Here is a 25,636-nt window from a genome sequence, read left to right as displayed (position 1 = left end):
CCACGCAGCGAACGTCACCCTCGCTCCCCCAGCGCGCAGAGGTCAGCCGACCATCTCCTCGAGCTCCTTGCCCTTCGTCTCCTGCACGTACCGCGCGACGAAGAAGAAGGAGAGCAGGGCCATGGCGGCGTAGATGCCGTAGGCGAACGCCAGGCTGAGGTCGGCGAGCGCCTGGAACGTCACCGTGACCACGAAGTTCGCCATCCACTGCGCGGCGGCGGCGACGGCGAGCGCGGCGGCCCGCAGCCAGTTCGGGAAGATCTCGCCGAGCAGCACCCAGACGACCGGGCCCCACGTGACCGCGAAGGAGACCACGTAGAGGTTGGCGGCGACCAGGGCGACCGGGCCCCAGACGCCCGGCAGGCTGGGCGAGAGCTCGCCGTCGGCACCGACCGTCTCCACCGCCTGCGAGAACGCGACCGCCATGACGGCGAGCGTCACCACCATGCCGGCCGAGCCGCCGAGCAGCATCGGCTTCCGGCCGACGCGGTCGACGATGAGGATCGCGACGATCGTCGAGACCACGTTGACCAGCGAGTTGATGACCGACGCGAAGAACGAGTCGCTCTCGGAGAACCCGACGGCCTGCCACAGCGTCGTCGAGTAGTAGAAGATCACGTTGATGCCGACGAACTGCTGGAAGACCGACAGCAGGATGCCGATCCAGACGATCGGGCGCAGGCCGGTGCCGGGCGCGGTGAGGTCCCGCAGGCTGGGCTTGTCCTCGCGGCGCAGGCTGTCCGCGATCTCACCGATCTTGTGCTGGACGGCGTCGGTCGACGACCCCAGCACGTTCGCCAGCACCACGGCCGCTTCGTCGTTGCGGCCCTTGGCCACGAGGTAGCGCGGCGACTCGGGGATCCGCAGGGCGAGGATCGCGTAGATGACCGCCGGGATGACGCCGACGATGAACATCCAGCGCCAGGCCTCGGCGCCGAGGAACAGCACGTTCGCCGCCGAGCCGGCGGCGTTGGCGAGCAGCGCGTCCGAGAGCAGCGCGACGAAGATGCCGAGCACGATGGCCATCTGCTGCAGCGAGGCCAGGCGGCCGCGGATGTGCGCGGGCGCGATCTCGGCGATGTAGGCCGGCGCGATCACCGAGGCGATGCCGATGCCGATGCCGGCGATGAAGCGCCACAGGATGAGGTCCCACACGGCGAACGCGAGGCCGGACAGGATCGAGCTGATCGCGAACGCGGCGGCGGCGATGAGCATGACGCGGACGCGGCCGTAGCGGTCGGCCGTCGGGCCGGCGAACCACGCGCCGACCGCCGAGCCGAGCAGCGCCACCGCCACCGCGAACCCGGACAGGAAGGGGCTGCTCTCCAGCCCGAACTGCGAGTTGATGGCGTCGACCGCGCCGTTGATGACGCTCGAGTCGAAGCCGAAGAGGAAGCCGCCCACGGCGGCGACGATGGAGATGAGGATCGCCTTGGCGGTCGTCTTCTCCCGTGAGCCGGGCGCGCCCGACCCCGATCCTGGACTGGTCATCGGTCACTCCCCGGTACGGCACTGTCGAAATTGGTCCGGGCGAGGTCGGCGGCGCCGACCATGCCGGATTCCCACCCCATCTCCGCGAGCCGCACCTCGGCGACGGGCCGGTGGCCGCGCCCCGTGAGGTTGGCCCGGAAGACCTCCTCGACCCGTCCCCGCAGCACCTCGCCCGCCGCGGACACGCCGCCGCCGATGACGAAGAGGGTGGGGTCGAGCACCGCCGCGAGCTGGGCGAGACCGAGGCCGATCCAGCGGCCGATCTCGTCGAAGCAGTGCAGCGCGCCCACGTCGCCCTGCTGGGCGGTCGCGGTGACCATCTCGCCGGTGATCGCCTCGGGGTCGCCGCCGGCCGCCGCGATGAGGCCCGCGGCGAACGCCGGCGAGTGCCGCGCGATCTCGAGGGCCTCGGTGAGCAGCGCGCGGCCCGAGCCGTACTGCTCCCAGCAGCCCTGCAACCCGCAGCCGCACCGGCGGCCGTACGGGACCATCGTGATGTGGCCGATCTCGGCGGCCACCCCGAACCCGCCGCGCAGCAGCCGCCCGTTGGTGACGATGCCGCCGCCGACCCCCGTGCCGATCGTGATCGCGACGAGGTCGTCGTGGTCGCGGCCCGCGCCGAAGCGGGACTCCGCCCACGCGACGGCGTTCGCGTCGTTCTCGACCACCACGGGCAGCTCGAGGGCCGCCGACAGCTGGCCGCGCAGGTCCTCGTCGCGCCACGCGAGGTTCGGCGCGAACATGACCTTGGCCCGGGCGGCGTCGACGAACCCGGCCGCTCCGATGCCGACGGCGGTGACGTCGTGGCCGGCGCGCAGCTCGCGGACAGCGTCGGCGATGGCCTCGAGCACCATGTGGGTGTCGGTCGCCGGGGTCTCCCGGCGGGTCGACGCGAGGAGCTTGCCACTGTCGTCGACGACGCCCGCCGCGATCTTGGTGCCGCCGACGTCGACGCCGACGGTCAGCTCGCTCATGACTTCTTCACCAGCTCGCCCCGGGCCAGAGCGGACAGGTCGATCTCGCCCATGTCGGTGACGACCACGTCCGCGCCCTCGGCGGCGAGCGCGTCGACGTCGTCGGCGCGGGACACCCCGAGCGCGCCGAAGCCGCCGGCCTTCGCCGCCTGGATGCCGTTGACCGCGTCCTCCGCGACGAACGCGTTCGCCGGGTCGACACCGAGCTCGGCGGCCGCGGTCAGGAAGATCTCCGGGTTGGGCTTGCCCTGCGCGAAGTCACGGCCGGAGACGTCCACGTCGAAGTAGCCGTGGAGGTTGCCCTCCGCCCCGAACCGCGTCAGGTCGACGCGCTCGAGGAAGAGCTTCGCGTTCTTCGACGACGAGGCGGCGGCGATGGGGATGCCGGACTGCTTGACCTCGACGACGAAGCGCACGGCGTCGTCGTAGGCCGAGAAGCGACCCTCCGAGATCAGCCGGATGATCATCTCCTGCTTGTACTCGCCGTACTCCTGCACGCGCCGGTCGATGTCGGGGACGCCGAAGTACTCGAGCGCCGCGGTGGCGCCGGCCTTGCGCGGCTTGCCCGACATCCGCTCGTGGTAGAGCGCCGGCGTGAACTTCTCCGGTGCGTAGCTCGTCTGCGCGACGATGTCCGACCACGGGCCCTCCATGAGCTCGCGCAGGGACTCGCGCCAGGCCTCCTCGTGCGGCGAGTCGACGAGGACCCCGTCCACGTCGAAGATCGCTCCGCTGTACCCGCTCATGCGCCGTTCCCTTCGTGGTCGTGCCCGCCGGTGGTCGTCGGGATCGAGGCGGTGCCGTGGTCGGTCGCGCCGGCGCCGCCGGTGCCGCCGGTGCCGCCGGTGCTGTCGCCGCCCGCCGCGGACGTCGAGCCCGACGCGGACGTCGCGCCGGGGCCGATCCGGCCGTCGCGGTCGAGGGGCACCGTCCACTCCTGGCCGGCGCCGAGCTCGCGGACCTCGTCGCCGAGGCCGATGCGGACCGGGTGGCTGAAGCCCTCGGACTGCACGGCGACGGTCATCGCGCCGTCGGCGACCGAGACGCGCAGCGTCGTGCCCTGGAACACCAGCGAGAGCGCGAGCCCGTCGAGGCGCAGCGTCAGGCGCGGCGAGAACGTCAGCACGCCGTCGCGGGCCCCGGCGCCGAGGTAGGCCCGCTGGAGCAGGTCGAGGGTCCCCGACATGACCCCCATGTGGATGCCCTCCTTGGTGGTGCCGCCCTGCACGTCGCCGATGTCGGACTCGACGGCGACGAGGAAGCGCTCCCAGGAGCTCTCGGGGTCGATGCCGGCCAGCACCGCGGCGTGCGCGACGAGCGAGAGCGTCGAGCCGTGCGAGGTGCGCCGGTCGTAGTAGGCGATGGTGCGCCGCGCGAGGTCGCCGTCGTGGGCGATCTCGTCGTAGCCGAGCCGGGAGAAGATCTCGCGCAGCTCGTCGTCGCCGAACAGGAAGAACAGCATGACCGCGTCGGCCTGCTTGGCGAGCTTGTAGCGGTCGGGGTCGTCACCCTCGGCCTTGAGGATGCGGTCCATCCGCTGGATGTTCTTGTGCTTCGACCGGTAGCCCTCCCAGTCGAGCTCGTCGAGCGCCTCGTAGCCCTCGAACTGGGTGATGACGGCGTGGCCGTCGTCGTCGAGGTGGGTCGGCACCGCCATCGACGTGCACATCTCCGACCAGCGCGCGATCTCGTCGTCGGTGATGCCGAGGCGGCTGCGCAGCGCGCGCCGGCGGCTCTTGGGCAGCAGCGCCAGGACCTTCGGCGCGGTCGCGCAGATCCAGGCGACCATGACGTTGGTGTAGGCGTTGTTGCGCAGCCCGCCGGCGTCCGCGCCGGGGTAGCGCTCGTGGAACTCGTCCGGCCCCATGACGCCGTGGATCTCGTAGCGCCCGGTGTTGGGGTTGCGGTGCGCGATCGAGGCCCAGAAGCGGGCGATCTCGAGCATGAGCTCCGCGCCGTAGTCGCGCAGGAACTCGAGGTCGTCGGTGGCCTGGTAGTACTGCCAGACGTTGTAGAAGATCGCGGCGTTGACGTGGCGCTGGTTGTGGGAGTGGTCGGGGTCCCACTGGCCCGACAGCGGGTTGAGGTGGACGACCTGCGTCTCCTCGGTGCCGTCGCTGCCCGACTGCCACGGGAACATCGCGCCGCGGTAGCCGGCCTCGGCCGCGGCCGCGCGGGCCTCGGCGAGGCGGCGGTAGCGGTACATCAGCAGGCCGCGCGTGATCTCGGGGAGCCGGTAGTTGAGGAACGGGTAGACGTACAGCTCGTCCCAGAACACGTGCCCGCGGTAGGCCTCGCCGTTCAGACCGCGGGCGGGGACGCCGGCGTCGTGGCGGGCGGTGTGCCGCGAGCACACCTGCAGGACGTGGGCCATGTGGAAGCGCAGCAGCAGCTGCACGCGCGGCTCGGCCGGGACCTCGAGGTCGCAGACGTCCCAGTACTCGTCCCAGGCGTCGACGTGCTCGGCCAGGCAGCCGGCGAAGTCCGGGTAGCGCTCGACGTGGCGTCCGGCCGCGGTCAGCGTCTCGGTGATCGCGTTGTCGTGGCTGGTGAAGAACGAGACGATCTTCTCGACCCGCACGGTCTCGCCCTCGGTGATGTCGAGGTCGAGCACCTGCTGCACGTAGTCGTTCATCTGGTGGAGCGTGCGGGCGGGCTCGATCTTCTCCCAGCCGCGGCCCCGGCCCCGGTACACCCGCGTGCGGGCGGCCTCGGAGACGTAGAGGTTCGACTGCCGGGTCCGCACCTTCAGCGCGATGATCTCCGGCCCGAACGTCCGGGGCGTGACGGGGTCGAGGTGGCGGCCCTCGAGGTCGCGGTAGCGGGCGACCATCGTGTTGTCGACGCGGCCGTCGATCGCCGACACGATCCCGATGCGGCCCGACCAGTTCTCGGCGGTGACCGTCCACTCCATCGCCGCCTGGTGGCTGTGCGCCATCGAGACGAAGCGCCGGCTGGACAGTGTCGTCTCGCGCCCGGCGCGGTCGCGGAAGCGGAAGTCGCGGCTGATCGTCGCGGTGCGGATGTCGTAGGAGTGGCGGTAGTCCAGCACCTCGACGTTGTCGAGGCGGATGGCCTCCTCGCCCTCGATGCGCAGCTTGAGGACGAGCCAGTTCGGCAGGTTGACGAGGTCCTCGTTGAGGACCGGGCGGCCGCCGAGGATCGTCGTCTCGCGGTTGTACGCGCCGTGGGCGTAGGTGCCGGCGTAGTGCCGGGGCGCGTCGGTGTCCTCCCACTCGGCCGCGCCGCGGGTGCAGAAGTAGCCGTTGCCGGTGCTGGTCAGCGCCTCGCGCAGGCCCTCGTCGTCGGGCTCGAGGCCGGTCCAGGTGAGGGTGAAGTCGTCGGCGACGGCGCCGCCGGGCAGGACGTCGGACGTCGACGGCGTCGTGCGGCCGTCGGTCGTGGTGCTGGGGGTCTGGTCTTCGGTCGTCGTCGTGGTCACGGACGTCTCCGGTCTCCGGGAGCGGGCGGCGGCTGTCGGGACTCTCGGGGCGGGCGGGGGCTCACCCGGGCGGGGCTCACCGGGCGAGGCCGTCGAGGAAGCGGGCCACCTCGTCGACCGTCGCGAGCACGGCCGTCGCGGCGGTCTCGCGCGACGGCGCGTCGGCCGGGTCGATCACGAGGATGCCCAGTCCGGGCTCGCGGTGATCACCGCGCCGGGCCAGGGCCCGGAACGCGTCCTCGTCGGTGATGTCGTCGCCCAGGTAGATCGGGACGACGTCGGGGTGGTCGAGGTCGAGGACGCCGATGAGGTGCTCGACGGCCTTGCCCTTGTTCCAGTCGATCTTCGGCTGGATCTCGTGGACGAACTTGCCGGGCGTCACGCGCAGCTGCCCGGGGTGCTCGGCGAGGACGGCGTCGACCAGCTCCTGGACCCGCGGGCGGTCGGCGTCGGCGACGTGGCGGTCGTGCACGGCGACCGAGGCGTGCTTGGGCTCGACCTGCGTGCCCTCGATCTCCGCCGCGGCCGTGCGGACCCGCTCGGTGACCTCGGCGACCAGATCCTCCCACCCGCGCGAGGCCTCGTGCTCGATGACGCCGCGCTGCGGGTCGTGGATGTCGAAGCCGTGGCTGCCGGCGATGACGAGGTCGTCGACACCGGAGAGCTCGGCGACGACCGCCCGGTCGCGGCCGGAGACGATGCACACCGGGCAGCGGCCCGCGAGCGCGTGCAGCACGTCGCGCATCGCGTCGGTCATGATCGCGTCCTCGGGCCGCGGCACGATCGGCGTGAGCACCCCGTCGTAGTCGAGGAAGACCGCGGGGCGACGCCCGGCCAGGCGCTCCGACACCTCGGCGGCGTCGAGCGCGTGCGGCAACCGGTCCGCCGTCGTGGTGACGGGCGCGCCGCGCTGCGGAGCCCGACCGTCGTCTGCGGGCACGGTCACCAGGGCCTCCGCATCTCGGGGCGCCGTTGTCGTGTGATGCGAACCACAGGCTAGGGCGGCACCCGGACGTCGTCAACGGATGAACACAGCGTCGCGATCCTGGACCACCGCTGCCCCGCGCGCACGGCGGGGCACCACCCGTTCGGGTGGGCTCGTCACCGGGTGGCGGGCGGGGTTCCGCCGCGGGGTCGGGAGATCTTCAAACGGCGCACCGGTCGAGGGCGAGCGCCAGCGCCCCCAGCACCGGCGCGTGCTCGGCGAGCTCGGCGACGACCACCTCGGCGGTGCGCGTGGTGCCGGGCAGCGCGGCCGCCCCGAGCGCCGCGTGCAGCGGGCCCAGCAACAGGTCACCGGCCTGCGCGAGCTCTCCGCCGACGACGATGCGGCGCGGGGTGAGCACGGTGCACAGGCCCGCGAGCGCGACGCCGACGTGGTGCCCGGTGTCGGCGAGGACCCGGGCGCAGGGCGCGTCGCCGTCACGGGCGCGGGCGACGACGTCCGCGACGGTGAGCGGGGCGCCGAGCAGCGGCTCGAGCATGGCGGTGACGGTGCGCGTGGACACCAGGGTCTCGAGGCAGCCGCGGTGCCCGCACCGACAGACCGCCGCGAACCGGTCCCCCGGGTCGACGGCGACGTGCCCGACCTCGCCGGCCGTGCCGTCGGGACCGCGGTAGAGCCGCCCGTCGAGGACGAGTCCGGCGCCGACCCCGTCGGAGAGCTTGAGGAAGATGCCGTGGTCGACGCCCCGCAGTGCGCCCCACCGCTGCTCGGCGAGGGTGCCGAGGGTCGCGTCGTTGTCCACCCAGCTCGGGACGCCCAGGTGCTCGGCGACCCGCCCGGCCACGGGCACGCCCACCCAGCCGGGCAGGACCCCGGACGCGCCGACGGCCCCGGTCGCGAGATCGAGCGGGGCGGGGAGGCCGACGACGGCCCCGCGCAGCGCGGCGCGGCGGGCCCCGGCCTCGGTCACCGCCCGCTCGAGCAGCTCGGCGGCGGTGGCCAGCCCGTCGGTGACCCCGTGCCCGTCGGGCAGGTCCGCGCGGAGCTCGATGCGCTCGGGTGCCGCGCTGATCGCCGGGTCGGCGACGTCGGCGAGGGCCACGCGCACGTGCCGGTGCCCGAAGTCGATGCCGGCCACGACGCCCGCGCCGCGGACGAGGCGGACCGCCCGCACCCGCCGCCCGCCGCGGACCTCGTCACCGGCCGCGAGGACGCCCGCGGCACCCAGGTCGCGGACGATGTTCGACACCGTCGCCGGCGCCAGCCCGGTCACCGCGGCGATCTCCGCCTGCGTCGGCGCGCCGGCCGCACGCACGGCGTCGAGCACCCGGCGGCGGTTCGCGTCGCGCAGGCCGGCCGGCGAGCCGGGCCGCGACGCCGTGTTCATGCGATGAACTCTACCCCGGGATCGTGTGCTCCACGTCACGTCTTCCGGGGGAGGTCGGAGCGGGGTGGCGGGGCGCGCTGGGGGGTGGCAGCGAGGGACTCCTTCGCTGCGTCCTGGGCAGCGAGGGCGTCCCTGGGTGCGTCGAGGTCCGGCGTGCCCCGGCGCGCCCCCGGGAGCGAGGGCGTCCCTCGCTGCGTCCCGGACAGCGAGGGCGTCCCTCGCTGCGTCGGGGTCCCGGCGCGTTCCGGCGCGCCCTGGGGAGCGAGGGCGTCCCTCGCTGCGTCCCCGGCAGCCGAGGAGTCCTTCGCTGCTCCGGGGACGCGCGCGGGCGGGCGCCCTCAGGCCGGGTCGGTCCAGATGCGCTGGAGCATGTGCCAGTCCTCGGGGTGCTCGGCGATGTCGCCAGCGAAGGCGTCCGCGACGCGCTGGGTGGCGGCGGGGACGGCGTCGCGGTCGGGCACACCGACGGGCGGGTGGATGCGGAAGTGCCAGCCCTCCTCCCCGGTGACCGGGTCCTCGCTGAACCACAGCCCGACCGGCAGCAGCGCGGCGCCGGTGGTCGCGGCGAGGGAGGCGGGGCCGGGCGGCATGGTCGCCCGCGCGCCGAAGAAGGTCACGGGCACGCCGTGGGCGGACAGGTCGCGGTCGGCGACCAGGCACACCACCCCGCCCCGCCGCAGCGCCCGCAGGAGCCCGCGGACCGGGGCCTCGCCGCCGGTCATCGGCAGGATCTCGAAGCCCAGCGACTCGCGGTAGGCCACGAACCGCTCGTAGAGCGACTCCGGCCTGAGGCGCTCGGCGACCGTGGTGAAGCGCCCCGAGTGCGCCACCAGCCAGAGCCCCGCCATGTCCCAGTTGCCCGAGTGCGGGAGCGCGACCACCGCGCCCTTCCCGGTGGCCAGGGCCGCGTCGAGGTGCTCCTGGCCCTCGACGACCGGCCGGCGCGCCAGGGCCGCGTGGTCCGTCGCCGGCAGGCGGAAGGCCTCGCGCCAGTACCGGGCGTACGAGCGCAGCGCCGCGCGGGTGAGGGCGTCGAGCGCCTCGGGACCCAGGTCGGGGCGGACGCGGGCGAGGTTGGCGCGCAGCCGCCGGGTGCCCGGCCCGCCGCGGCGCGCCGCGAGGTCGGCACCGGCGCGGAAGGCCCACCGGGCCGCGGGCTCCGGGATCGCGCGCACCAGGCGCCAGCCCGCCGCGTACCCGAGCTCGCTGGCCCGCTCCGCCGCGCGCGACCGCAGGGCCGGCAGCGACAGGGTCCGCGCGCTCACGGTGTGCCCCCCGCGCCGTCGTCCGGGGTCGTCCGGCGGGACTCGGGGGGCTGGGCGGACTCGGGGGGCTGGGCGGACTCGGTGGGCTGCGTGGGGCCCGTGCGCTCCGTCGGCTCCGCGGGCTCGGGGCGTTCCGCGGTGGGGCGCCGCTCCGGGGTGTGCCCGGTCGCCGCGCCGTACTGGTCGCGGGCGCTGCGCCACACGGCCACGACCCGCTGCCCGACCGTGATCACCGACCCGACGGCGAGCAGCCAGAGCGCGACGTCGAGGGCGTAGGGCACGCCGAGGCCGACGAGGCCGCAGCCCGCGAGCCCGAGGATGAGCCGCTCCGCGCGCTCCACGAGCCCGCCGTCGGCGCGCAGCCCGGCCGCCTCGGCCCGCGCCTTGATGTAGGAGATGAGCTGGCCGGTGATCAGGCAGGCGAGCGCGAGCCCGGCGAGCAGGGGCCGGTCGACGGTGAACGCCCACCACGCGATGCCCGCGAACACCGCCCCGTCGACGAGGCGGTCGCCCACCGAGTCGAGCACGCCCCCGAAGGGACTGGGCACCCCCCGCGCGCGGGCCATCGCGCCGTCGAGCACGTCGAGCATCGCGAACGCCCACACCACCAGCGACGCCGCGAACAGGTGCCCGGTCGGGATCAGCCAGAGCGCCGACGCCGTCGACGCGACCGTCCCCACGATCGTCACGAAGTCCGGGTGCACCCCGCGGCGGACCAGCCACGACGCCGTCGGCTCGACCCCGCCCCGCATCGCCGCCCGGGCCCACTGGTTGATCACGACGGCCACGCCTCGGCGAGCCGCGACCGCGTCTCGGCGAGCAGCTGCGGGATCACCTTCGTCTGCCCGACGACCGTGATGAAGTTGGCGTCGCCGCCCCAGCGCGGCACGACGTGCTGGTGGAGGTGGTCGGCGAGGGACCCGCCCGCGACGTGGCCGAGGTTGATGCCGACGTTGAACCCGTGCGGCGCCGCGACCGCCCGCAGCGCGCGCACCGCCTGCTGCGTCACCGCGACGAGCTCCGCGGACTCCCCCTCGTCGAGCTCGTCGAGCCCGGCGACGTGGCGGTAGGGCACGACCATGAGGTGCCCGGGGTTGTACGGGTGCAGGTTGAGCACGGCGTACACCCGCTCGCCGCGGTGCAGGACCAGGCCGTCCTCGTCGGAGAGGGTCGGGATGCGGCACAGCGGGCACTTCCCGGACTCCTCGCCGGTGGCGGTCTCCCCCGCGATGTAGGCCATCCGGTGCGGCGCCCACAGCCGCCGGAAGCCGTCGGGCGTCCCGGCACCCCAGAGCTCGTCGAGCTCGCCCGACCCGGTGCCCACGTCCTCGGACATCAGGGGGTGAACTTCTCCGCGTCCGGTGAGGCGTTCTCGCGGCGGCGCACCCAGTCGACGACGGCCGCGACCGCGTCGTCGACCGGGACGGCGTTGCGCTGCGAGCCGTCGCGGAACCGGAACGACACCGCGCCGGCGTCCTGGTCCTTGCCCCCGGCGAGCAGCAGGAACGGCACCTTCTGCAGCGTGTGGTTCCGGATCTTCTTCTGCATCCGGTCGTCGGAGTCGTCGACCTCGACGCGCAGGCCCTCGGCCCGCAGGCGGGCGGCGACATCCGCGACGTACTCGGCCTGGTCGCCCGAGACCGGGATGCCGACGACCTGCACCGGCGCCAGCCAGGCCGGGAACGCGCCGGCGTAGTGCTCGGTGAGCACGCCGAAGAAGCGCTCGATCGACCCGAACAGCGCGCGGTGGATCATGACCGGGCGCTGCCGCGAGCCGTCCGGTGCCGTGTACTCCAGCTCGAAGCGGTCGGGGAGCATGAGGTCGACCTGGATCGTCGACATCTGCCAGGTGCGCCCGATCGCGTCCTTCGCCTGCACCGAGATCTTCGGGGCGTAGAACGCGGCGCCGCCCGGGTCGAGGACGAGGTCGAGGCCCGCGCCCTCGGCGACCTCGCGCAGGACGTCGGTGGCCTCCTCCCACGACTCGTCCGAGCCGATCGACTTCTCGGGGTTGCGGGTGGAGAGCTCGAGGTAGAAGTCGTCGAGGCCGTAGTCGCGCAGCAGGTCGAGCACGAACTGCAGCAGCGAGCGGATCTCGTCGCGCATCTGGTCGCGCGTGCAGTAGATGTGCGCGTCGTCCTGGGTGAAGCCGCGGGCGCGCGTCAGCCCGTGCACGACGCCGGACTTCTCGTACCGGTAGACCGTGCCGAACTCGAAGAGCCGCAGCGGCAGCTCACGGTACGACCGCCCGCGCGCCCGGTAGATCAGGTTGTGCATCGGGCAGTTCATCGGCTTGAGGTAGTAGTCGACGCCCTGCCGCTTCACCTCGCCGTCGTCGCCGTACTCGGCGTCGAGGTGCATCGCGGGGAACATGCCCTCGCGGTACCAGTCGAGGTGCCCGGACACCTGGAACAGCTCGCCCTTGGTGGCGTGCGGGGTGTTGACGAACTCGTAGCCGGCCTCGGCGTGGCGCTGCCGGCTGTAGTCCTCCAGCTCCTTGCGGACGATCCCGCCCTTGGGGTGGAAGACCGGCAGGCCCGAGCCGATCTCGTCGGGGAAGCTGAACAGGTCGAGCTCCGCCCCGAGGCGGCGGTGGTCGCGGCGCTCGGCCTCGGCGACGCGCTCCAGGTAGGCGTCCTGGGCCTCCTGGCTCTCCCACGCCGTGCCGTAGATGCGCTGGAGCTGGGCGTTGCGCTGGTCGCCGCGCCAGTAGGCGGCGGCGCTGCGCGTGATCTTGAAGGCGGGGATGAAGCCCGTCGTGGGGATGTGCGGTCCGCGGCAGAGGTCGCCCCACACGCGCTCGCCGGTGTGGGCGTGCACGTTGTCGTAGGCGGTGAGGTCGCCCGACCCCACCTCCATGATCTCGGACGTGTCGACGCTGTCGTCCTCGGCGTCGGCCGACCCCTTGAGGTCGACCAGCTCGAGCTTGAACGGCTCGGCCGCCAGCTCCTCACGGGCGGCCTCGAGCGACGGGTACTCGCGACGCACGAACCGCTGCTTCGCCTTGACGATCTTGCGCATCGCCTTCTCGAGGGCCTCGAGGTCCTCCGGCGTGAACGGGCGGTCGACGGCGAAGTCGTAGTAGAAGCCGTCGGTGACCGGCGGGCCGATGCCAAGCTTGGCCTCGGGGAACATCTGCTGGACCGCCTGGGCCAGCACGTGCGCCGCCGAGTGGCGGATCACGGCGCGCCCGTCCTCCGTGTCGGCCGCGACCGGCTGGACGTCGACGTCCTCGGCGGGGCTCCACGCGAGATCCTTGAGCGTGCCGTCGGGCGCCCGCACGACGACGACCGTCTGCGGCCCCGTGGTCGGCAGCCCCGCCTCCCGGACCGCCTGGCCCGCCGTGGTGCCCGCGGTCACCCGGACGCTGTCGGCGACGAGGGGCTGGGGCGGGGCGAGCGAGGACACGACGGTCTCTCCTCCGGTGTCGAGGGTGGTGTCCCGAGCCTATCGACCCCGACGACGCAGGGTGGCGGGCGCGGTGGTGGGCCCGGTGGTGAGCCCGGTGGCGTCCCCCACCTCCGTCCCCACCTCGACGTCCACGACCGGCCCGACGACCGTCCCCACGACCGCCTCCAGGAACGCCGCGACGGCCCGGACCGTGGCGAGCGTGCGGGCGGTGGGCACGAGGTCGAAGCCGTGCTGGGCGCGGGCGAGCTCGGCGTGCACCACGGGCGCCCGCGACACCGCCCGCAGCCGCGCGACGAAGGCGCGGCTCTGCGCGGGCACGACGATCGCGTCGCCGGTGCCGTGCAGGACCATGAACGGCGGCGCGCCCGGGTGGACGCGCGCGGCCGGGGACGCGGCGACGTAGGGGTGGGCGTCCTCGTCGAGCGCGGTCGGCATCATCGTCTCGGCGAGCAGCTCGTCGAGGGTGCCGCTGCCGTCGTCGCTGGTCAGGTCGTAGATGCCGTAGAGGCAGACGGCGGCGGCCACCGCGGTGTCGGCGTCGGCGAACCCCGGCTGCCACGCCCCGGGCGTCAGCGCCGCGAGCGCGGCGAGGTGCGCGCCCGACGAGCCGCCGGTGATGGCGATGCGGTCGGGGTCGCCGCCGTGCTCCGCGATGTGCGCGCGGGTCCAGGCGATCGCCCGCTTGACGTCGACGATCTGTGCGGGCCAGCGCTCGGAGGGTCCGAGGCGGTAGTCGACGCTCACGCACACCCAGCCGCGGGCGACGAGGTGCGCCATGAGCGGGTGGGCGTCGGCGGCCTTGCTGCCCGACGACCACGCCCCGCCGTGGATCTGGAGCAGCACCGGCGCCCGGGCGTCGCGCGGGAGCTCCGGGTCGCGCCAGACGTCGAGGAGGTTCGCGACCGGGTCGGGGCCGTAGGCGACGTCGCGCGCCGAGGCGTAGCGCCGGCGGCCGAGCAGCGAGCCCAGGACCCGGCCGCGCGCGGGGAGGTGGACGGGGCCCAGCTCGGCGGACAGGGCGTCGGCGAGGGTCTCGGCGTCGGCGCGCGCCCCGCGGTCCAGGGCGAGGAGCACCGCGACCGCGGCCGCCGCCGCGCCGAGCCCGATGCGCCCCGCCGGGTTGGTGGCGGCGCCGCGCCGGACCGCCACCCCCGCCGCCGCGCCGACGAGCACCGCGGTCGCCCGCGGGGTCTCGGTGGCCGTCGAGGAGAGCAGGCTGCCGACCACCGCGGCGGGCCAGCGCCGGGTCAGCGGCCGCAACCCCGAGCCGGCGACGAGCAGCGCCACGGCCCCGACCAGCAGCGACGTGCGCGCGCCGGGCTCGCGCAGCTCGGCCCGCAGGGTGACCCGCACCGCGACCTGCGCCCTGATCCGCGCCCTGCGCAACAGCGCACGCACGGGCGGGGTCACGCGGTCATCGTGGACCCCCGCGGTCCGCCGTGCTCCCCCGGTGTCGCGCCGAGTCACGTGCGCCACGTCGTCGCGGTCCCGGCGCTCGGATCCTGGCGTCCGCCCGCGATCCTGCGACACTGGAGCCGTGAGCGACGGTGTGTGCCCGGTGACGGACGCATCGCGACGGCACCCGTGGGCCGACGTGCCGGCGGCGGCGAGCGCCCGCCTGCGCCCCATCGTGCTCGGCACCGGCGACGAGATCATCGCGACGGTGCGCGCCGAGGTCGCCGAGTACGCGCTGTCGATGGACGGCGAGTTCGGGCGCCGCATCCGGCTCGGGGTGTCGGTGGCGCTCGACCAGTTTCTCGACCTGCTGGGCACCGACGACGCGCTGCCCGACACCCGCGTCTACTTCGAGCTCGGCCGCGTCGAGCACCGCCACGGCCGCACCATGGACGCCCTGCAGAGCGCCTACCGCATCGGCTCGCGGGTGCTGTGGCGCCGGATCGCCGCGGCGAGCGACACCGGCAACGGCAACGGCGACCGGGCCGCCGAGGACCCCGGCCTGGGCCCCGACGCCATCTTCCGGCTGGCCGAGGCCCTGTTCGCCTACATCGAGCAGCTCGCGGCGGCGTCGGTCTCCGGCTACGCCTACGAGCAGTCGCTCGCGGCCGGGTCGCGCCAGGCCCGGCAGCACGCGCTGGTCGAGCGCCTGTGCCGCACGCCCGCGCCCGAGGCCCCGGAGCTCGAGGCCCTGGCCCGCGAGGCGGAGTGGGCGCCGCCGAAGTCGCTGGGCGCGCTGGTCGTCGCCGAGGAGTCGCTCGCCACGGTCTGCCGGCGCCTGCCGCCGGACATCGCGGCGTCGGTCGTCGACCGGGTCGGCGTGGTGTTCGTGCCCGACCCCGACGGGCCGGGGCGTCTCGACGCCGTCGCCGACGCCCTGCGCGGGACCCCGGCGGTCCTGGGGCCGACCGTCGCGCCCGACCAGACCCCGCGCACCGTCACCCGGGCCCGCGCGGCGCGGGCGCTGCAGCAGGACGGGCACCTGCCCGACGAGGGCCTCGTGCGCGCCGACGACCACCTGCTCGCCCTGCTCCTGCACGCCGACGTCACCCTGACCGCCGACCTCGTCGCCCAGCGCCTCGAGCCGCTGCGCCGGATGACGGCGACGGCGCGCGACCGGGCCGTGTCGACGCTGACCGCGTGGCTCGACGCCCACGGCGACGTCGCCGAGGCGGCCACGCGCCTGCACGTGCACCCGCAGACCGTGCGCTACCGGCTCGCCCGGCTCCGCGAGGCGTTCGCGGGGGTGCTCGACGACCCCGTCGGGCGCCTCGAGGTCGCGCTGGCCCTGCGCGCCGGCGGCCCGTCCCTCGCCGAGGGCTGAGGGCGCGGGCCACCGGAGCCCGCCGGAGCGAGCGGGGCCTGCCGGAGCGAGAGCGAGCGGGGCCTTCGTGCGCGTAGAAGCAGCGAACAGCGCGTTCGCTGCTCCCTCGCGCGCCGCTCAGGCCGCGGCGGTCTCCGGGCGCCCGCGCAGCGCCTCGGCGCGGCGGCGGCCGAAGGGCAGGGCGCGCAGGCGCTGCTTGAGCGTGCGCTCGTGCCCGCCGGGGAAGGACAGCCGGGCGATCTTGGCGAGCACGCCGCCGTACTGCTTCCACATCGGGCCCGAGTGGTAGGGCAGGCCGTAGCGGCGGCAGATGTCGCGGATCTCGGGCGCGATCGTGCGGTAGCGCCGCGAGGGCATGTCCGGGAAGAGGTGGTGCTCGATCTGGTGGGACAGGTTCCCGGTCATGACGTGCATGAGGACCGAGCCCTCGATGTTCGCCGAGCCCAGCATCTGGCGGACGTACCACTCGGCCTGCGACTCGTTCTCCAGCCGCTCCTCGTCGAAGGTCTCGACCTCGACCGGGAAGTGCCCGCAGAAGATCACGGCGTGCGACCACACGTTGCGGATGATGTTGGCGAGCACGCTGCCCACCAGCGCCGGGACGAACGAGGGGCCCGACAGCGCCGGGAACACCACGAAGTCCTTGAGCGCCTGCTTGCCCGCCTTGCGGCCCATCGCCTTGAGCTCGGGGAGCTTGTCCTTCCAGGTCGCCTCGCCGCGGGCGATCTGGTCGAGCTCGAGGTCGAAGGCCGCGATGCCCCACTCGAAGATCATCGCGAGGCCGGCGTTCGTGAACGTCTGGACCAGGTAGATCGGCTTCCACGGCTGCTCGGGGTCGACCCGCAGCACGTTGTAGCCGATGTCGCGGTCCTTGCCGTGCACGTTGGTGTACGTGTGGTGCAGGTAGTTGTGGGTCTGCTGCCAGCTGCGCGCGGTGGAGACGTGGTCCCACTCCCACGTCGTGGAGTTGATCTCCGGGTCGCGCATCCAGTCCCACTGCCCGTGCAGGACGTTGTGCCCGATCTCCATGTTCTCGAGGATCTTGGCGAGGGCGAGCGACGCGGTGCCGGCGAGGAAGGCCGGCGGGAACAGCGCCCCGAGCAGCAGAGCCCGGCCCGCCGCCTCGAAGCCGCGCTGGGAGCGGATGACGCGGCGGATGTAGCGGGCGTCGTCCTCGCCGAGCGAGGACATCACGCGCTCGCGGATGGCCTCGAGCTCGGCGCCGAGACGCTCGATGTCGTCGACCGAGAGGTGCTCGGTCGACGGGGTGATGTGGGCCGTGCTGGCGCCGGGGCGACCGGGTCCGGTCGGCGTCTTGGCGTCGTTGATGCGGGTGACGTGGTCGGGGATCGTCTCGAGTGCGGTCACGGGTCCTCCTGGCGGGATCCGGGGGGAGCGGGGCGACGGGATCGGCGAGACCGGGTCGTCGCCCACGCGTGCCCGCTGGTCGATCACGCTCCCGACGGTAAGGACCGCCTTGCCTCGCTCTCTACGCGCGCAGCGAAGGACTCCGGGGGCAAACCTGTTGCACAACCACAAATCCGGCGCCGTCGGTGGCACTCGGTGACGCCGTGGGCGCCTCAGCAGCGCCGGAGCAGCGCCACCAGCTCCGCGGCCGACGCAGGGTGACGGGGCGTGTTGCGGGTCACGGGGTCGGCGAGGGCCGTGCGCGCCAGCGCCTCGTGCTGCTCCGGACGGGCGCCGAGGTCGGCGACGGTGACGCGCGCCCCGACCGTCTCCAGCACGCCGGCCAGCGCGTCGGGCAGCGCCGTGGCCCCCGGCAGGCCGGCGGCCTCCGCGGCGCGTCCCCACCCGGCGGGCTCGGCGTCGAGCTGCCAGGCGACGACCTCGGGCAGCACCGCGGCCAGCGCCAGGCCGTGCACCGCGCCGGTGTGCAGGCTCAGGGCGTGCGCGAACCCGTGCACCAGCCCCAGCCCGCTCCGGGTGAGCGCCTGCCCGGCGAGGTGCGCGGCGACGAGCATCTCCGCGCGCGCCCGGGGGTGGGCGCCGTCGGCCACCGCGGTCGGCAGCCACGCCCAGGCCCGCCGCACCGCCTCGGCGGCGAAGGCCTCGGACATCGGGTCGCGGCCCCGGGAGGCGAGGGACTCGAGGCCGTGGACCAGGGCGTCGACGCCGGTCGCGGCCGTCGGGCCCGCGGGCAGGCCGTAGGTGAGCTCGGGGTCGAGGACGGCGACGCGCGGCACGACGCTGGCGTCGCCGCAGTAGACCTTCTGCCGGCTGTCGAGGTCCTCGAGCACACCGAAGCCGTTGGTCTCCGCGCCCGTGCCCGCCGTCGTCGGGACGGCCACGACGGGCAGCCCGGCGGCGGGGGTGGCGCCGCTGCCGTCGGCGCGGGCGCCGGGGCTGGGCGCGAGCAGGGCGATGCCCTTGGCGGCGTCGAGGCTCGACCCGCCGCCGAGGGCGAGGACGGCGTCGAGGCCCAGGGCCCGGGCGTGCTCGGCGCCCTGCTCGACGACGGCGACGGTCGGGTTGCCGCGCACGGCGTCGAACACCTCGACCGCGACCCCGGAGGCCGCGAGCGGCCCGGTGACCGCGTCGACGACGCCGGCCGCGCGCAGACCGGCGTCGGTCACCACGAGCACGCGGCGGGCCCCCTGCCCGGCGAGGTGGTCGGGAATCCGGGCCACCGCGCCGGGCCCGAAGTCGACGACCGGCCCCGCGCCGGACAGGAAGGTGCCCGCCGCCACCCCGGCGCACGGCGAGGTCGTGACCGGCCCGGTCACGGCGCGCACCGGGTCGTCGTCGCCGGGGCGGTGCCCGCCCGTGCGGGCCCGTCGGTCGTGCCGGTCACGCCGTCTCCTCCAGCAGCTCGGGATGGGTGACGGCCCCGGCTCCTGGGGGGACGGGAGCCGGGGCCGCCGATCGGGGGCTCGCTCCTCAGGCGAGCACGGCGCCCAGGCCGGGCGCGTCGGGCACGACCAGCATGCCGTCGGGGTCGGGGCGCAGCGGCTCGGCGAGCAGGAAGTCGCGCCGCTCGGGCGTCCAGCCGCCGGACGGGTCGTCGGGGAACTCGAGGTAGGGCCCGGCGCCGACTCCCGCCGCGACGTGCAGGTTCGCGAGCAGCCCGAGCCCGTTGGTCCACGTGTGCGGGGTGAAGCGGCGGTGCCGGGCGCGGACGGACTCGGCGAGCTGGCGGGCGCGGGTCATGCCGAGCGCGAGCACCACGTCGGCCTGGTAGACGTCCAGCGCGTCGGCCTCGACGAGCGCGAGCGTCTGCGGCAGCGAGTCGAGCATCTCCCCCGCCGCGATGCGCAGGCCGGGGTTGTCGGCACGCAGCAGGCGGTGGCCCTCGACGTCGGCGTAGGGCAGCGGCTCCTCGACCCAGGCGACGTCGTACTCGGCGAGCTGGCGCACGACGCGGCGGACGTCGCGCAGCTCGAGGGGCTCGGTGACGTCGCCGGGCATCCGCCAGGCCTGGTTGAGGTCGACCATGACGTCGAGACGGTCGCCGACGGCCTCGCGGACCGCGGCGACGGCGGCGACGCCCGCGCGGAGCCGCCGCGGGTGCGCCCGGATCTTCACGGCGCGGATGCCCTCGTCGACGAGGCGGTGCGCGTCCTCGGCCCGGCGGCCCGGCGGCTGCTCGGAGCACCACGAGGCGTAGACGGGCAGGCGGTCGGTGACGCCACCGAAGAGCGTCGCGACGGGGAGCCCGGCGACCTGGCCGACGACGTCCCACAGCGCGGCCTCGAGCGGCCAGAAACGCCCGGCGTGGAAGCCGACCGACTCGATGCGGCGCACCTGGACCTCGGTGGCCAGCGGGTCGGTGCCGAGGAAGAGCTCGCGGTACGCGTCGAACCCGGCCATCGTGTCGCCCGACCCCACACCGACGACGCCCTCGTCGGTCTCGACGCGCACGACCGTCGCCGCGAAGCGCGTGCGGGGCTCGGGGTCCCAGGCGGCGTAGCAGGGCGGGTCGAGCACGGTCTCGCGGTGCTCGACGCGGATGTCGGTGATCTTCACGCGGGTCCTTCTCCCGGGGGCGGGCCGCGTCAGTACAGGTCGCGGGCCCGCGATCGGCAACAATCGGTGCGGTGAGCGCAAATCCGCTGGTGGGCACGGCCCTGCTCGGCGTCCACGCGGCGTCGGTGTGGTTCTGCACGGGGCTGGTCTGGACGATCCAGCTGCTCGTCTACCCGGGGTTCGCGGCGATGACCGGACCGGGCTGGCTCGACGTCCACGCCCGGCACACGCGGCTGATGGGCCGGCTGATCGGCCTGCCGTGGCTGGTCCAGGGCCTGACGTGCGCGGTGCTGCTGGTGTGGCGCCCGCCGGGGGTCCCGCTGGTACTCGCGCTGGCGGCGGGGGTGTGCGGCGCGGTGACGGTGGCGGTGACCCTCGCGATCTCGGTGCCGTGCCACACGCGGCTCTCCCACGGCTGGGACGCGGACGTGCACGCCCGGCTGACGCGGACGAACTGGTGGCGGACCGCGGCGTGGACACTCGGCGGGGCGGTGGCGCTCGCGATGCTGCTGGTCGCGGCGTGACCCGGCCCCGGTCGGCGGGGCTGCGCCGCGACACCGACCTGCTCGACGCGCTCGCCTCCCCCGAGGCGCTGGCCGGCGGGCTGGGCGTGGCGCGGCTCGCGGCGCTGACCGGACGCCAGCCGAGCCAGGTGTCGCGGGCGCTGGCCGCGCTCGAGGCCGAGGGGCTCGTCGAGCGCGACACGGGGAGCCGGCGCTTCGGCCTGGGCTGGCGGCTCTACGCGCTGGCGGCGCGCACCACCGAGGCGCGGCTCGTGAACGTCGCCGGCCCGGCGCTGGTGTCGCTGGCCGTGCGGACCGGGGAGAACGCCTCGCTGTGCCGGCTGCACGGGACGCGGGTGGCGACGGTGCTGACCGCCGAGGCGGGCGGCGGGCCGGCGCGGCCGCGCTTCGACGTCGACGACATCCCGGCCGCGACCACGTCGACGGGGCGGGTGCTGCTCTGCGAGCGCGACCCCGCCGCCGCCCGTGCCGCGGCCGCCGACCCGGCGGTGCTGGAGCGGGTCCGGGCGGCGGGCCACGCCGTCGTGGACGGCGAGTTCGACCCGGGCCTCGCGGGGGCCGCCGCCCCGGTCCGGGGGTTCCACGGCGGGATCGTGGCCGCGCTGACGGTCTCGGGCCCCGCCGCGCGCCTGCGGCCCCACCTCGCCGCCCACGCCGCCGCGACCGCCGCCGCGGCCACCGACCTCTCCGCGCGCCTGTCCGCCCGTCCCTCGTGAGTGATCTCCTGAGCCATCGCTCAGAAGATCACTCACGTCCGGGGCAGGGACCAGACCACGAGGCCGGCGAGGGCGACGGCGGCGCCGAGGACGCAGACGCCGGGCCAGCCGTAGGCCGGGTAGACGATCGCCGTCGCCGCCGAGGCCAGCGTGCCGCCCGCGAACGTCGAGACCATGAACGCGGTCGTCACGCGGCTGCGGGCCTGCGGGGCGAGGGCGTAGATGACGCTCTGGTGGCTGATCTGCAGGGCCTGCTGGCAGAGGTCGAGCACGACCACCCCGGCGATCAGCGCGACCAGCGACGTCCCGCCGAGGCCGAGCAGCGCCCAGCTCGCGGCCAGCACGACCAGCCCGACGGTGACGACGAGCCGCTGGTGGCCGCGGTCGGCGAGCCGCCCGGCCAGCACCGCCATGCCCGCGCCGGCGAGACCCGCGAGTCCGAACAGGCCCACCACGGCGGGCCCGTAGCCGTACGGCGGCGCCGAGAGCAGGAAGTCGATCGAGGTCCAGAGGATCGTGAAGCACCCCATGCCGACCGCGCCGAGCGCCATGCGCCGGCGCAGCTCGGGCTCGTCGCGGACGAGCTCGAGGACCGTCCGCAGCAGGCGCGGGTAGGTCGACGACTCGGTCGGCGCGACCACCGGCAGCCCGATCCGCACGACCACCGCGAGCAGCACCATCACCCCGGCCGCGACGGCGAACACCCACCGCCAGCCGCCCGCCTCGGCCACGAACCCGGCGACGGTGCGGGCGCCGAGGATGCCGATGAGCAGCCCGCTCATCACGGTGCCGACCACCTGGCCGCGCTCGTGGTCCCCGGCCAGCGACGCCGCGAGCGGCACCGCGATCTGGGCGACCGCCGACGTCACGCCGACCAGCGCCACCGCCCCGGCCAGCAGCCCGAAGCCCGGCGCGGCCGCCGCCAGCGCGAGCACGACCGCCGACGCCGCGAGCAGGACGGTGACCAGCCGGCGGCGCTCGAGCAGGTCACCGAGCGGGACGAGCAGCGCCAGCGCGGTCGCGTAGCCGATCTGCGAGGCCGTGACCAGCAGCCCGGCCGTCCCGTCGCCGACCCCGAAGGCCTGGCCGATCGTGTGCAGCAGCGGCTGGGCGTAGTAGATGTTCGCGACCGCGGCCCCGCACACCACCGCCAGCAGCAGGGTGCGGGCGCGGCCGATGCCGGAGGTGGTCGGGGTCGCGGCACCGGACGGCGCGGGCGAGGCACTCACCGCACGACCGTGCCCGACGCCGCGACGGCGCACCCGCCGACGAGACCGATCACACGGGTGCCTGCCCGCTTCGTGCCCGCGTGCCCGCCCGTCAGGTCCGCGCCGGGCGGCGGCGCGGCAGGCCCGCGCGGGCCGGGTCGGGGTCGCCGAGGCCGTCGGACACCGTCAGCGTCGCCGGCCCGAGGCGCAAGGTCCCCGACGACAGCGCGGCGCAGCGCACCCCCGCGCGGCCCCGCAGCGCCGCGTGCGCGCCGGGCGCGAGCACCGTGTCCATCCACGCGCACGGGGCCGCCGGCCGCCCACCGCCGAGCAGCACCGGGCCGTCGCCGCTGTCGATCGCGAACTCCCGCCCGCGCAGCGCCTCGACCTCGAGCCCGCGGGTCAGGACGGTGCGCCGGGCCGCGACCGGATCGAACGGGGGCACGCCGAGCTCGTCGGCGACCGCCTCGAGCGCCTCGATCGCGAGCAGCGTCACCGCCGCCGCCCGGTGCGCCGCGCGCCCCGCGTAGCGGTCGCCGACCACCCCGTACCCCGCGCGGACCTCGATCGCGTCCGGGGTGCTCGTCGGCACGGCGACCGGGCCGTCGGCGGGCCGGCCGTCGTAGGCGTGGGCGGGCGAGACGACGAAGCCCACGATCTCGAGGCCGATCACCCCGTCCACGGTAGGACAGCGCCGGCGGCCGGCCGGTGGCCGACCCGTGTCCTGAGGACACGGGTCGGCCGCGCCACCACACTGGCCTCGTGTGGCTGGGGGTGTCCGGGGCGGTGGTCGACGGGGCGTGGTGCCCGGGCGACGTCGAGGTCGCCGACGGGCGGGTCGCGGCCGTCGGCCTCCCGCCCGCCCGCGGCGGCACGATCGCGGTGCCCGGCCTCGTCGACCTGCTCTGCCACGGCTACGCCGGGGTCGACCTCGCGAGCGCCACGGTCGAGGAGATCGGGACGTGGCGCGTGGCCCTCGCCCGCGACGGGACGACCGCCGCCTGCCCCTCGCTGCTCACCGACGACCCCGCCCGCACCGCCGCCGCCCTCGCGCGCCTCGACACAGCCCGCGACACAGCCCGCGACACAGCCCGCGACACCGCCCGCGACACAGCCCCCACCCACCCCGGCCGCGGCGCCCACCTCCTCGGCGCCCACCTGGAGGGCCCGTTCCTCGCCCCCGCGCGGATCGGGACCCATCCTCCCGAGCACCGCCGCGACCCCGACCCGGCCCTGCTCGCGCGCCTGCTCGCTGCGGGCCGGGTGGACCTCGTCACGCTCGCCCCCGAGCTCCCGGGCGCCGACGACCTGGTCGACCTGCTCCGGGCGCGCGGCGTCGTGGTGCTCGCGGGCCACAGCGACGCCGACGCCCCCGCCGCGCACGCCGCCGTCGACCGCGGCGTCCGGGCCGTCACCCACCTCCACAACGCCATGAGCGGGCTCGACCACCGCGCCCCGGGCCTCGCGGCCGTCGCGCTGACCCGGCCCGAGGTGATCGTCACGCTCATCGGCGACGGCCACCACGTCGCCCCCGAGATGCTGCGCCTCGCCGCGGCGGCCGCCGCCGGCCGGTGGGCCCTGGTCACCGACGCGACGGCCGCCGCCGGGATGCCCGACGGTCCGTTCCGCCTGGCCGGGGTGCCGGTGACGCTCGCCGACGGGGTCGTGCGCAACGACGCGGGCGGCCTCGCCGGCGCCGCCGCGCCGCTGGTCCGCGGCGTCCGGACGGCGGTGGCGGCGGGCATCGCGGTGCTCGACGCGATCGCCGCGGCGACGGCCGTCCCGGCGCGCCTGCTGGGCCGGCGCGACGTGGGTCGCCTCGCCGTCGGCGGCCCGGCGGACCTCGTCCTCCTGGACGAATCACTCACCGTCACCCGGGTGCTCGTCGGCGGCCGGGATCTCGACCGCGAGGGGACCGGTGAGTGACGTCCCGGCGTCACTTTCGATACCCGATTTCTCACGATGGTGTAACGAAATCCGGTCTGTGTACGGTATGCCTCGCGAGTGCCCGACCGATCGGGTGACGGCGCTCCGGGCTCGGACCAACGACGCAGGTGAGGTGACGTGGCGACCAGCCAGGCGGTGCGGAGCAGGCGAGCCGACGGATCCCCGTCGCGCACCCACGCCTCCGCCGACCCGGTGACCGGCCGCATCCACCCGCAGGCCCGGCCCCGCCCCGCCACGTCCCACCCGGCCGCGCCCCACCCCGCCACGCCCCACCCGGCGGCGCCCCGCCCGGCCACGCCCCACCCGCCTGCCGCACGCCCCGCCGCCGCGCGCCCCGCCGCGTCACGTCCGGTCCCGCCGCCGCCCGCCGCGCGCCGCTCGCAGGACCCGGAAGCGGAGACGATCACGCTGCGCGCGGCGATGCTCGCGCACGAGGAGGCCCGGCAGGCCGGCGCGACCGGCGGCACCGCCACGAAGCGCCGCAGCCGGACCGAGACCACCACGGTGTCGGTCCTCGTCCCCGCCCACAACGAGGAGGAGGGGATCGTCGCCACCGTCGAGGGCCTGCTCGAGCAGCGGGTCCCGGAGTGGCTGGAGATCTCCGGCATCGTCGTCGTCGCCAACAACTGCACCGACCGCACCGCCGAGATCGCGCGCCGCTTCCCGGTGACGGTCCTCGAGATGGAGCGGAACCCGGACAAGAAGGCCGGCGCGCTCAACCACGGCTGGCGCGTGGCGGCCCAGGACGCCGACTTCGTGCTCACGATGGACGCGGACACGGTCCTGCTGCCCGACACCGTCGCTAAGATGGCGAGCGAGCTGCGCGGCAACGCCGTGCTCGGCGCGGTGTGCGCGCGGTACTGGGCCTCGGAGGGCAAGGGCCTGATCTGGCGGCTCCAGCGCCTCGAGTACACCCGCTACGACGACTTGCGCGACCTGCGCGGCTGGCGCGTCTCGGTCGCGAGCGGCGCGGCCGCCATGTACCGGACGGCGGCGCTGGCCGCGGTCGCGGCGGGGCGCGAGGCCGGCGAGCCGTGGGACGGCGCCTCGCTCATCGAGGACTACGCGCTGACCCTCGAGCTCAAGGCCCGCGGCTGGCGGGTCGCGGCGGCGCGCGGCGCCCACGTCTACACCGACCCGCCCACCACCTGGCGCTCGCTGTGGCAGCAGCGGCTGCGCTGGGGGCGCGGCGGGATGGACGAGGTCCTCAAGCGCGGGTGGTCGCCCGCGACGCGGATCGACTGCCTGTCCTACGTGCTCTTCGCCTTCAGCGTGTTCTTCCGCGTGCTGTTCCTCGCGATGCTCACGTTGATGATCGTCTACGCGGTGCCGTTCCGGTACGCGCTGATCGGGCTGATCCCGCTCGGCGTGATGTGGCTGGAGCGGATGACGTCCATGTGGCGGCTCCCGGGACGCGGCTCGCGCGACGTCGCGCTGGTCGCCGTCCTGGTCGTCGAGGACTTCTACGGGTTCTTCCTGGAGCTGTGCGCGGTGACGGCGGCCTGGCGCTGCCTCAACGCGCGGCGCCAGGCCTGGTAGCGGCAGCAGTCGAGCGGATCGGA

General features: G+C 75.3%; 21 protein-coding genes. 5 read left to right on the top strand and 16 right to left on the bottom strand.

Annotated features, from left to right (window positions below; translation table 11 throughout):
* Window positions 1-42: 42 nt before the first annotated feature.
* The 11 genes from PH190_RS17520 to PH190_RS17470 form a co-directional block, all read right to left on the bottom strand.
* The gene (locus PH190_RS17520; protein ID WP_274232810.1) at window positions 43-1,491 is read right to left on the bottom strand and encodes a sugar porter family MFS transporter; all 1,449 of its coding nucleotides are present in this window, start codon (window positions 1,489-1,491) and stop codon (window positions 43-45) included.
* On the bottom strand, window positions 1,488-2,465 hold the full coding sequence (locus PH190_RS17515) for an ROK family glucokinase (protein WP_274232809.1): 978 nt from the start codon (window positions 2,463-2,465) through the stop codon (window positions 1,488-1,490). Before PH190_RS17515 ends, PH190_RS17520 begins: the two co-directional genes overlap by 4 nt.
* Window positions 2,462-3,211: an HAD family hydrolase gene (locus tag PH190_RS17510; protein WP_274232808.1), complete on the bottom strand. Its 750-nt coding sequence runs from the start codon at window positions 3,209-3,211 to the stop codon at window positions 2,462-2,464. The genes PH190_RS17515 and PH190_RS17510 overlap by 4 nt, the downstream gene beginning before the upstream one ends.
* A complete protein-coding gene (locus PH190_RS17505; protein ID WP_274232807.1) occupies window positions 3,208-5,907 on the bottom strand; it encodes a glycoside hydrolase family 65 protein in 2,700 nt (899 codons plus the stop codon). Before PH190_RS17505 ends, PH190_RS17510 begins: the two co-directional genes overlap by 4 nt.
* Window positions 5,908-5,983: 76 nt before the next feature.
* Window positions 5,984-6,853, bottom strand: coding sequence for a trehalose-phosphatase (gene otsB / locus PH190_RS17500; RefSeq protein WP_274232806.1), 870 nt, complete (start codon window positions 6,851-6,853; stop codon window positions 5,984-5,986).
* 199 nt (window positions 6,854-7,052) lie between these two features.
* Window positions 7,053-8,240, bottom strand: a complete 1,188-nt coding sequence (locus PH190_RS17495; protein ID WP_274232805.1) for an ROK family transcriptional regulator — start codon at window positions 8,238-8,240, stop codon at window positions 7,053-7,055.
* A gap of 338 nt (window positions 8,241-8,578) precedes the next feature.
* Window positions 8,579-9,505 (bottom strand): phosphatidylinositol mannoside acyltransferase, encoded by a 927-nt coding sequence (locus tag PH190_RS17490; RefSeq protein ID WP_274232804.1) that lies wholly within the window; start codon window positions 9,503-9,505, stop codon window positions 8,579-8,581.
* On the bottom strand, window positions 9,502-10,293 hold the full coding sequence (pgsA, locus tag PH190_RS17485; protein ID WP_337993826.1) for a phosphatidylinositol phosphate synthase: 792 nt from the start codon (window positions 10,291-10,293) through the stop codon (window positions 9,502-9,504). Before pgsA ends, PH190_RS17490 begins: the two co-directional genes overlap by 4 nt.
* The gene (locus tag PH190_RS17480) at window positions 10,281-10,841 is read right to left on the bottom strand and encodes an HIT family protein (protein ID WP_274232803.1); all 561 of its coding nucleotides are present in this window, start codon (window positions 10,839-10,841) and stop codon (window positions 10,281-10,283) included. Before PH190_RS17480 ends, pgsA begins: the two co-directional genes overlap by 13 nt.
* Complete coding sequence (thrS, locus tag PH190_RS17475; protein ID WP_274232802.1) at window positions 10,841-12,913, bottom strand: threonine--tRNA ligase; 2,073 nt, start codon at window positions 12,911-12,913, stop codon at window positions 10,841-10,843. Before thrS ends, PH190_RS17480 begins: the two co-directional genes overlap by 1 nt.
* A 39-nt stretch (window positions 12,914-12,952) precedes the next feature.
* Complete coding sequence (locus PH190_RS17470) at window positions 12,953-14,326, bottom strand: alpha/beta hydrolase (RefSeq protein WP_274232801.1); 1,374 nt, start codon at window positions 14,324-14,326, stop codon at window positions 12,953-12,955.
* Window positions 14,327-14,453: 127 nt separating this feature from the next.
* On the opposite strand from PH190_RS17470, the gene PH190_RS17465 reads away from it, so the two are divergent.
* Window positions 14,454-15,695: a helix-turn-helix domain-containing protein gene (locus PH190_RS17465; RefSeq protein ID WP_274232800.1), complete on the top strand. Its 1,242-nt coding sequence runs from the start codon at window positions 14,454-14,456 to the stop codon at window positions 15,693-15,695.
* Window positions 15,696-15,812: 117 nt separating this feature from the next.
* Here PH190_RS17465 and PH190_RS17460 read toward each other — a convergent pair whose 3' ends face one another.
* The 3 genes from PH190_RS17460 to PH190_RS17450 all read right to left on the bottom strand — a co-directional run bounded on the left by PH190_RS17460 (window position 15,813) and on the right by PH190_RS17450 (window position 19,679).
* On the bottom strand, window positions 15,813-16,967 hold the full coding sequence (locus PH190_RS17460) for a fatty acid desaturase family protein (protein ID WP_420791667.1): 1,155 nt from the start codon (window positions 16,965-16,967) through the stop codon (window positions 15,813-15,815).
* A gap of 308 nt (window positions 16,968-17,275) precedes the next feature.
* Window positions 17,276-18,439 carry an iron-containing alcohol dehydrogenase family protein gene (locus PH190_RS17455; protein WP_274232798.1) on the bottom strand — a complete coding sequence of 388 codons (1,164 nt, stop codon included), beginning with the start codon at window positions 18,437-18,439 and terminating at the stop codon, window positions 17,276-17,278.
* A 154-nt stretch (window positions 18,440-18,593) separates the two neighbouring features.
* Window positions 18,594-19,679: a mandelate racemase/muconate lactonizing enzyme family protein gene (locus tag PH190_RS17450; RefSeq protein ID WP_274232797.1), complete on the bottom strand. Its 1,086-nt coding sequence runs from the start codon at window positions 19,677-19,679 to the stop codon at window positions 18,594-18,596.
* A 71-nt stretch (window positions 19,680-19,750) separates the two neighbouring features.
* Here PH190_RS17450 and PH190_RS17445 point away from each other — a divergent pair, with 71 nt between their 5' ends.
* A complete protein-coding gene (locus PH190_RS17445) occupies window positions 19,751-20,203 on the top strand; it encodes a hypothetical protein (protein WP_274232796.1) in 453 nt (150 codons plus the stop codon).
* Complete coding sequence (locus PH190_RS17440) at window positions 20,200-20,919, top strand: IclR family transcriptional regulator (protein WP_274232795.1); 720 nt, start codon at window positions 20,200-20,202, stop codon at window positions 20,917-20,919. Before PH190_RS17445 ends, PH190_RS17440 begins: the two co-directional genes overlap by 4 nt.
* A 32-nt stretch (window positions 20,920-20,951) precedes the next feature.
* Here the strand turns inward: PH190_RS17440 and PH190_RS17435 are convergent, their stop codons facing one another.
* Both PH190_RS17435 and PH190_RS17430 read right to left on the bottom strand, forming a co-directional pair.
* Entirely contained in the window at window positions 20,952-22,148 is a 1,197-nt protein-coding gene (locus PH190_RS17435) for an MFS transporter (protein WP_274232794.1), read from the bottom strand.
* Between the two features lie 91 nt (window positions 22,149-22,239).
* On the bottom strand, window positions 22,240-22,800 hold the full coding sequence (locus PH190_RS17430) for a molybdenum cofactor biosysynthesis protein (protein ID WP_274232793.1): 561 nt from the start codon (window positions 22,798-22,800) through the stop codon (window positions 22,240-22,242).
* Between the two features lie 89 nt (window positions 22,801-22,889).
* On the opposite strand from PH190_RS17430, the gene PH190_RS17425 reads away from it, so the two are divergent.
* Together PH190_RS17425 and PH190_RS17420 are read left to right on the top strand one after the other, a co-directional pair.
* Window positions 22,890-24,053, top strand: a complete 1,164-nt coding sequence (locus PH190_RS17425) for an N-acetylglucosamine-6-phosphate deacetylase (protein ID WP_274232792.1) — start codon at window positions 22,890-22,892, stop codon at window positions 24,051-24,053.
* 138 nt (window positions 24,054-24,191) lie between these two features.
* Window positions 24,192-25,613 (top strand): glycosyltransferase family 2 protein, encoded by a 1,422-nt coding sequence (locus PH190_RS17420; protein ID WP_274232791.1) that lies wholly within the window; start codon window positions 24,192-24,194, stop codon window positions 25,611-25,613.
* The last annotated feature ends 23 nt before the right edge of the window (window positions 25,614-25,636 follow it).

The organism is Actinomycetospora straminea (assembly GCF_028737255.1).
Lineage (GTDB): Bacteria > Actinomycetota > Actinomycetes > Mycobacteriales > Pseudonocardiaceae > Actinomycetospora > Actinomycetospora straminea.
Note: the sequence above shows the minus strand (reverse complement) of the source record. Positions and strands in the feature narration are given on the sequence as shown.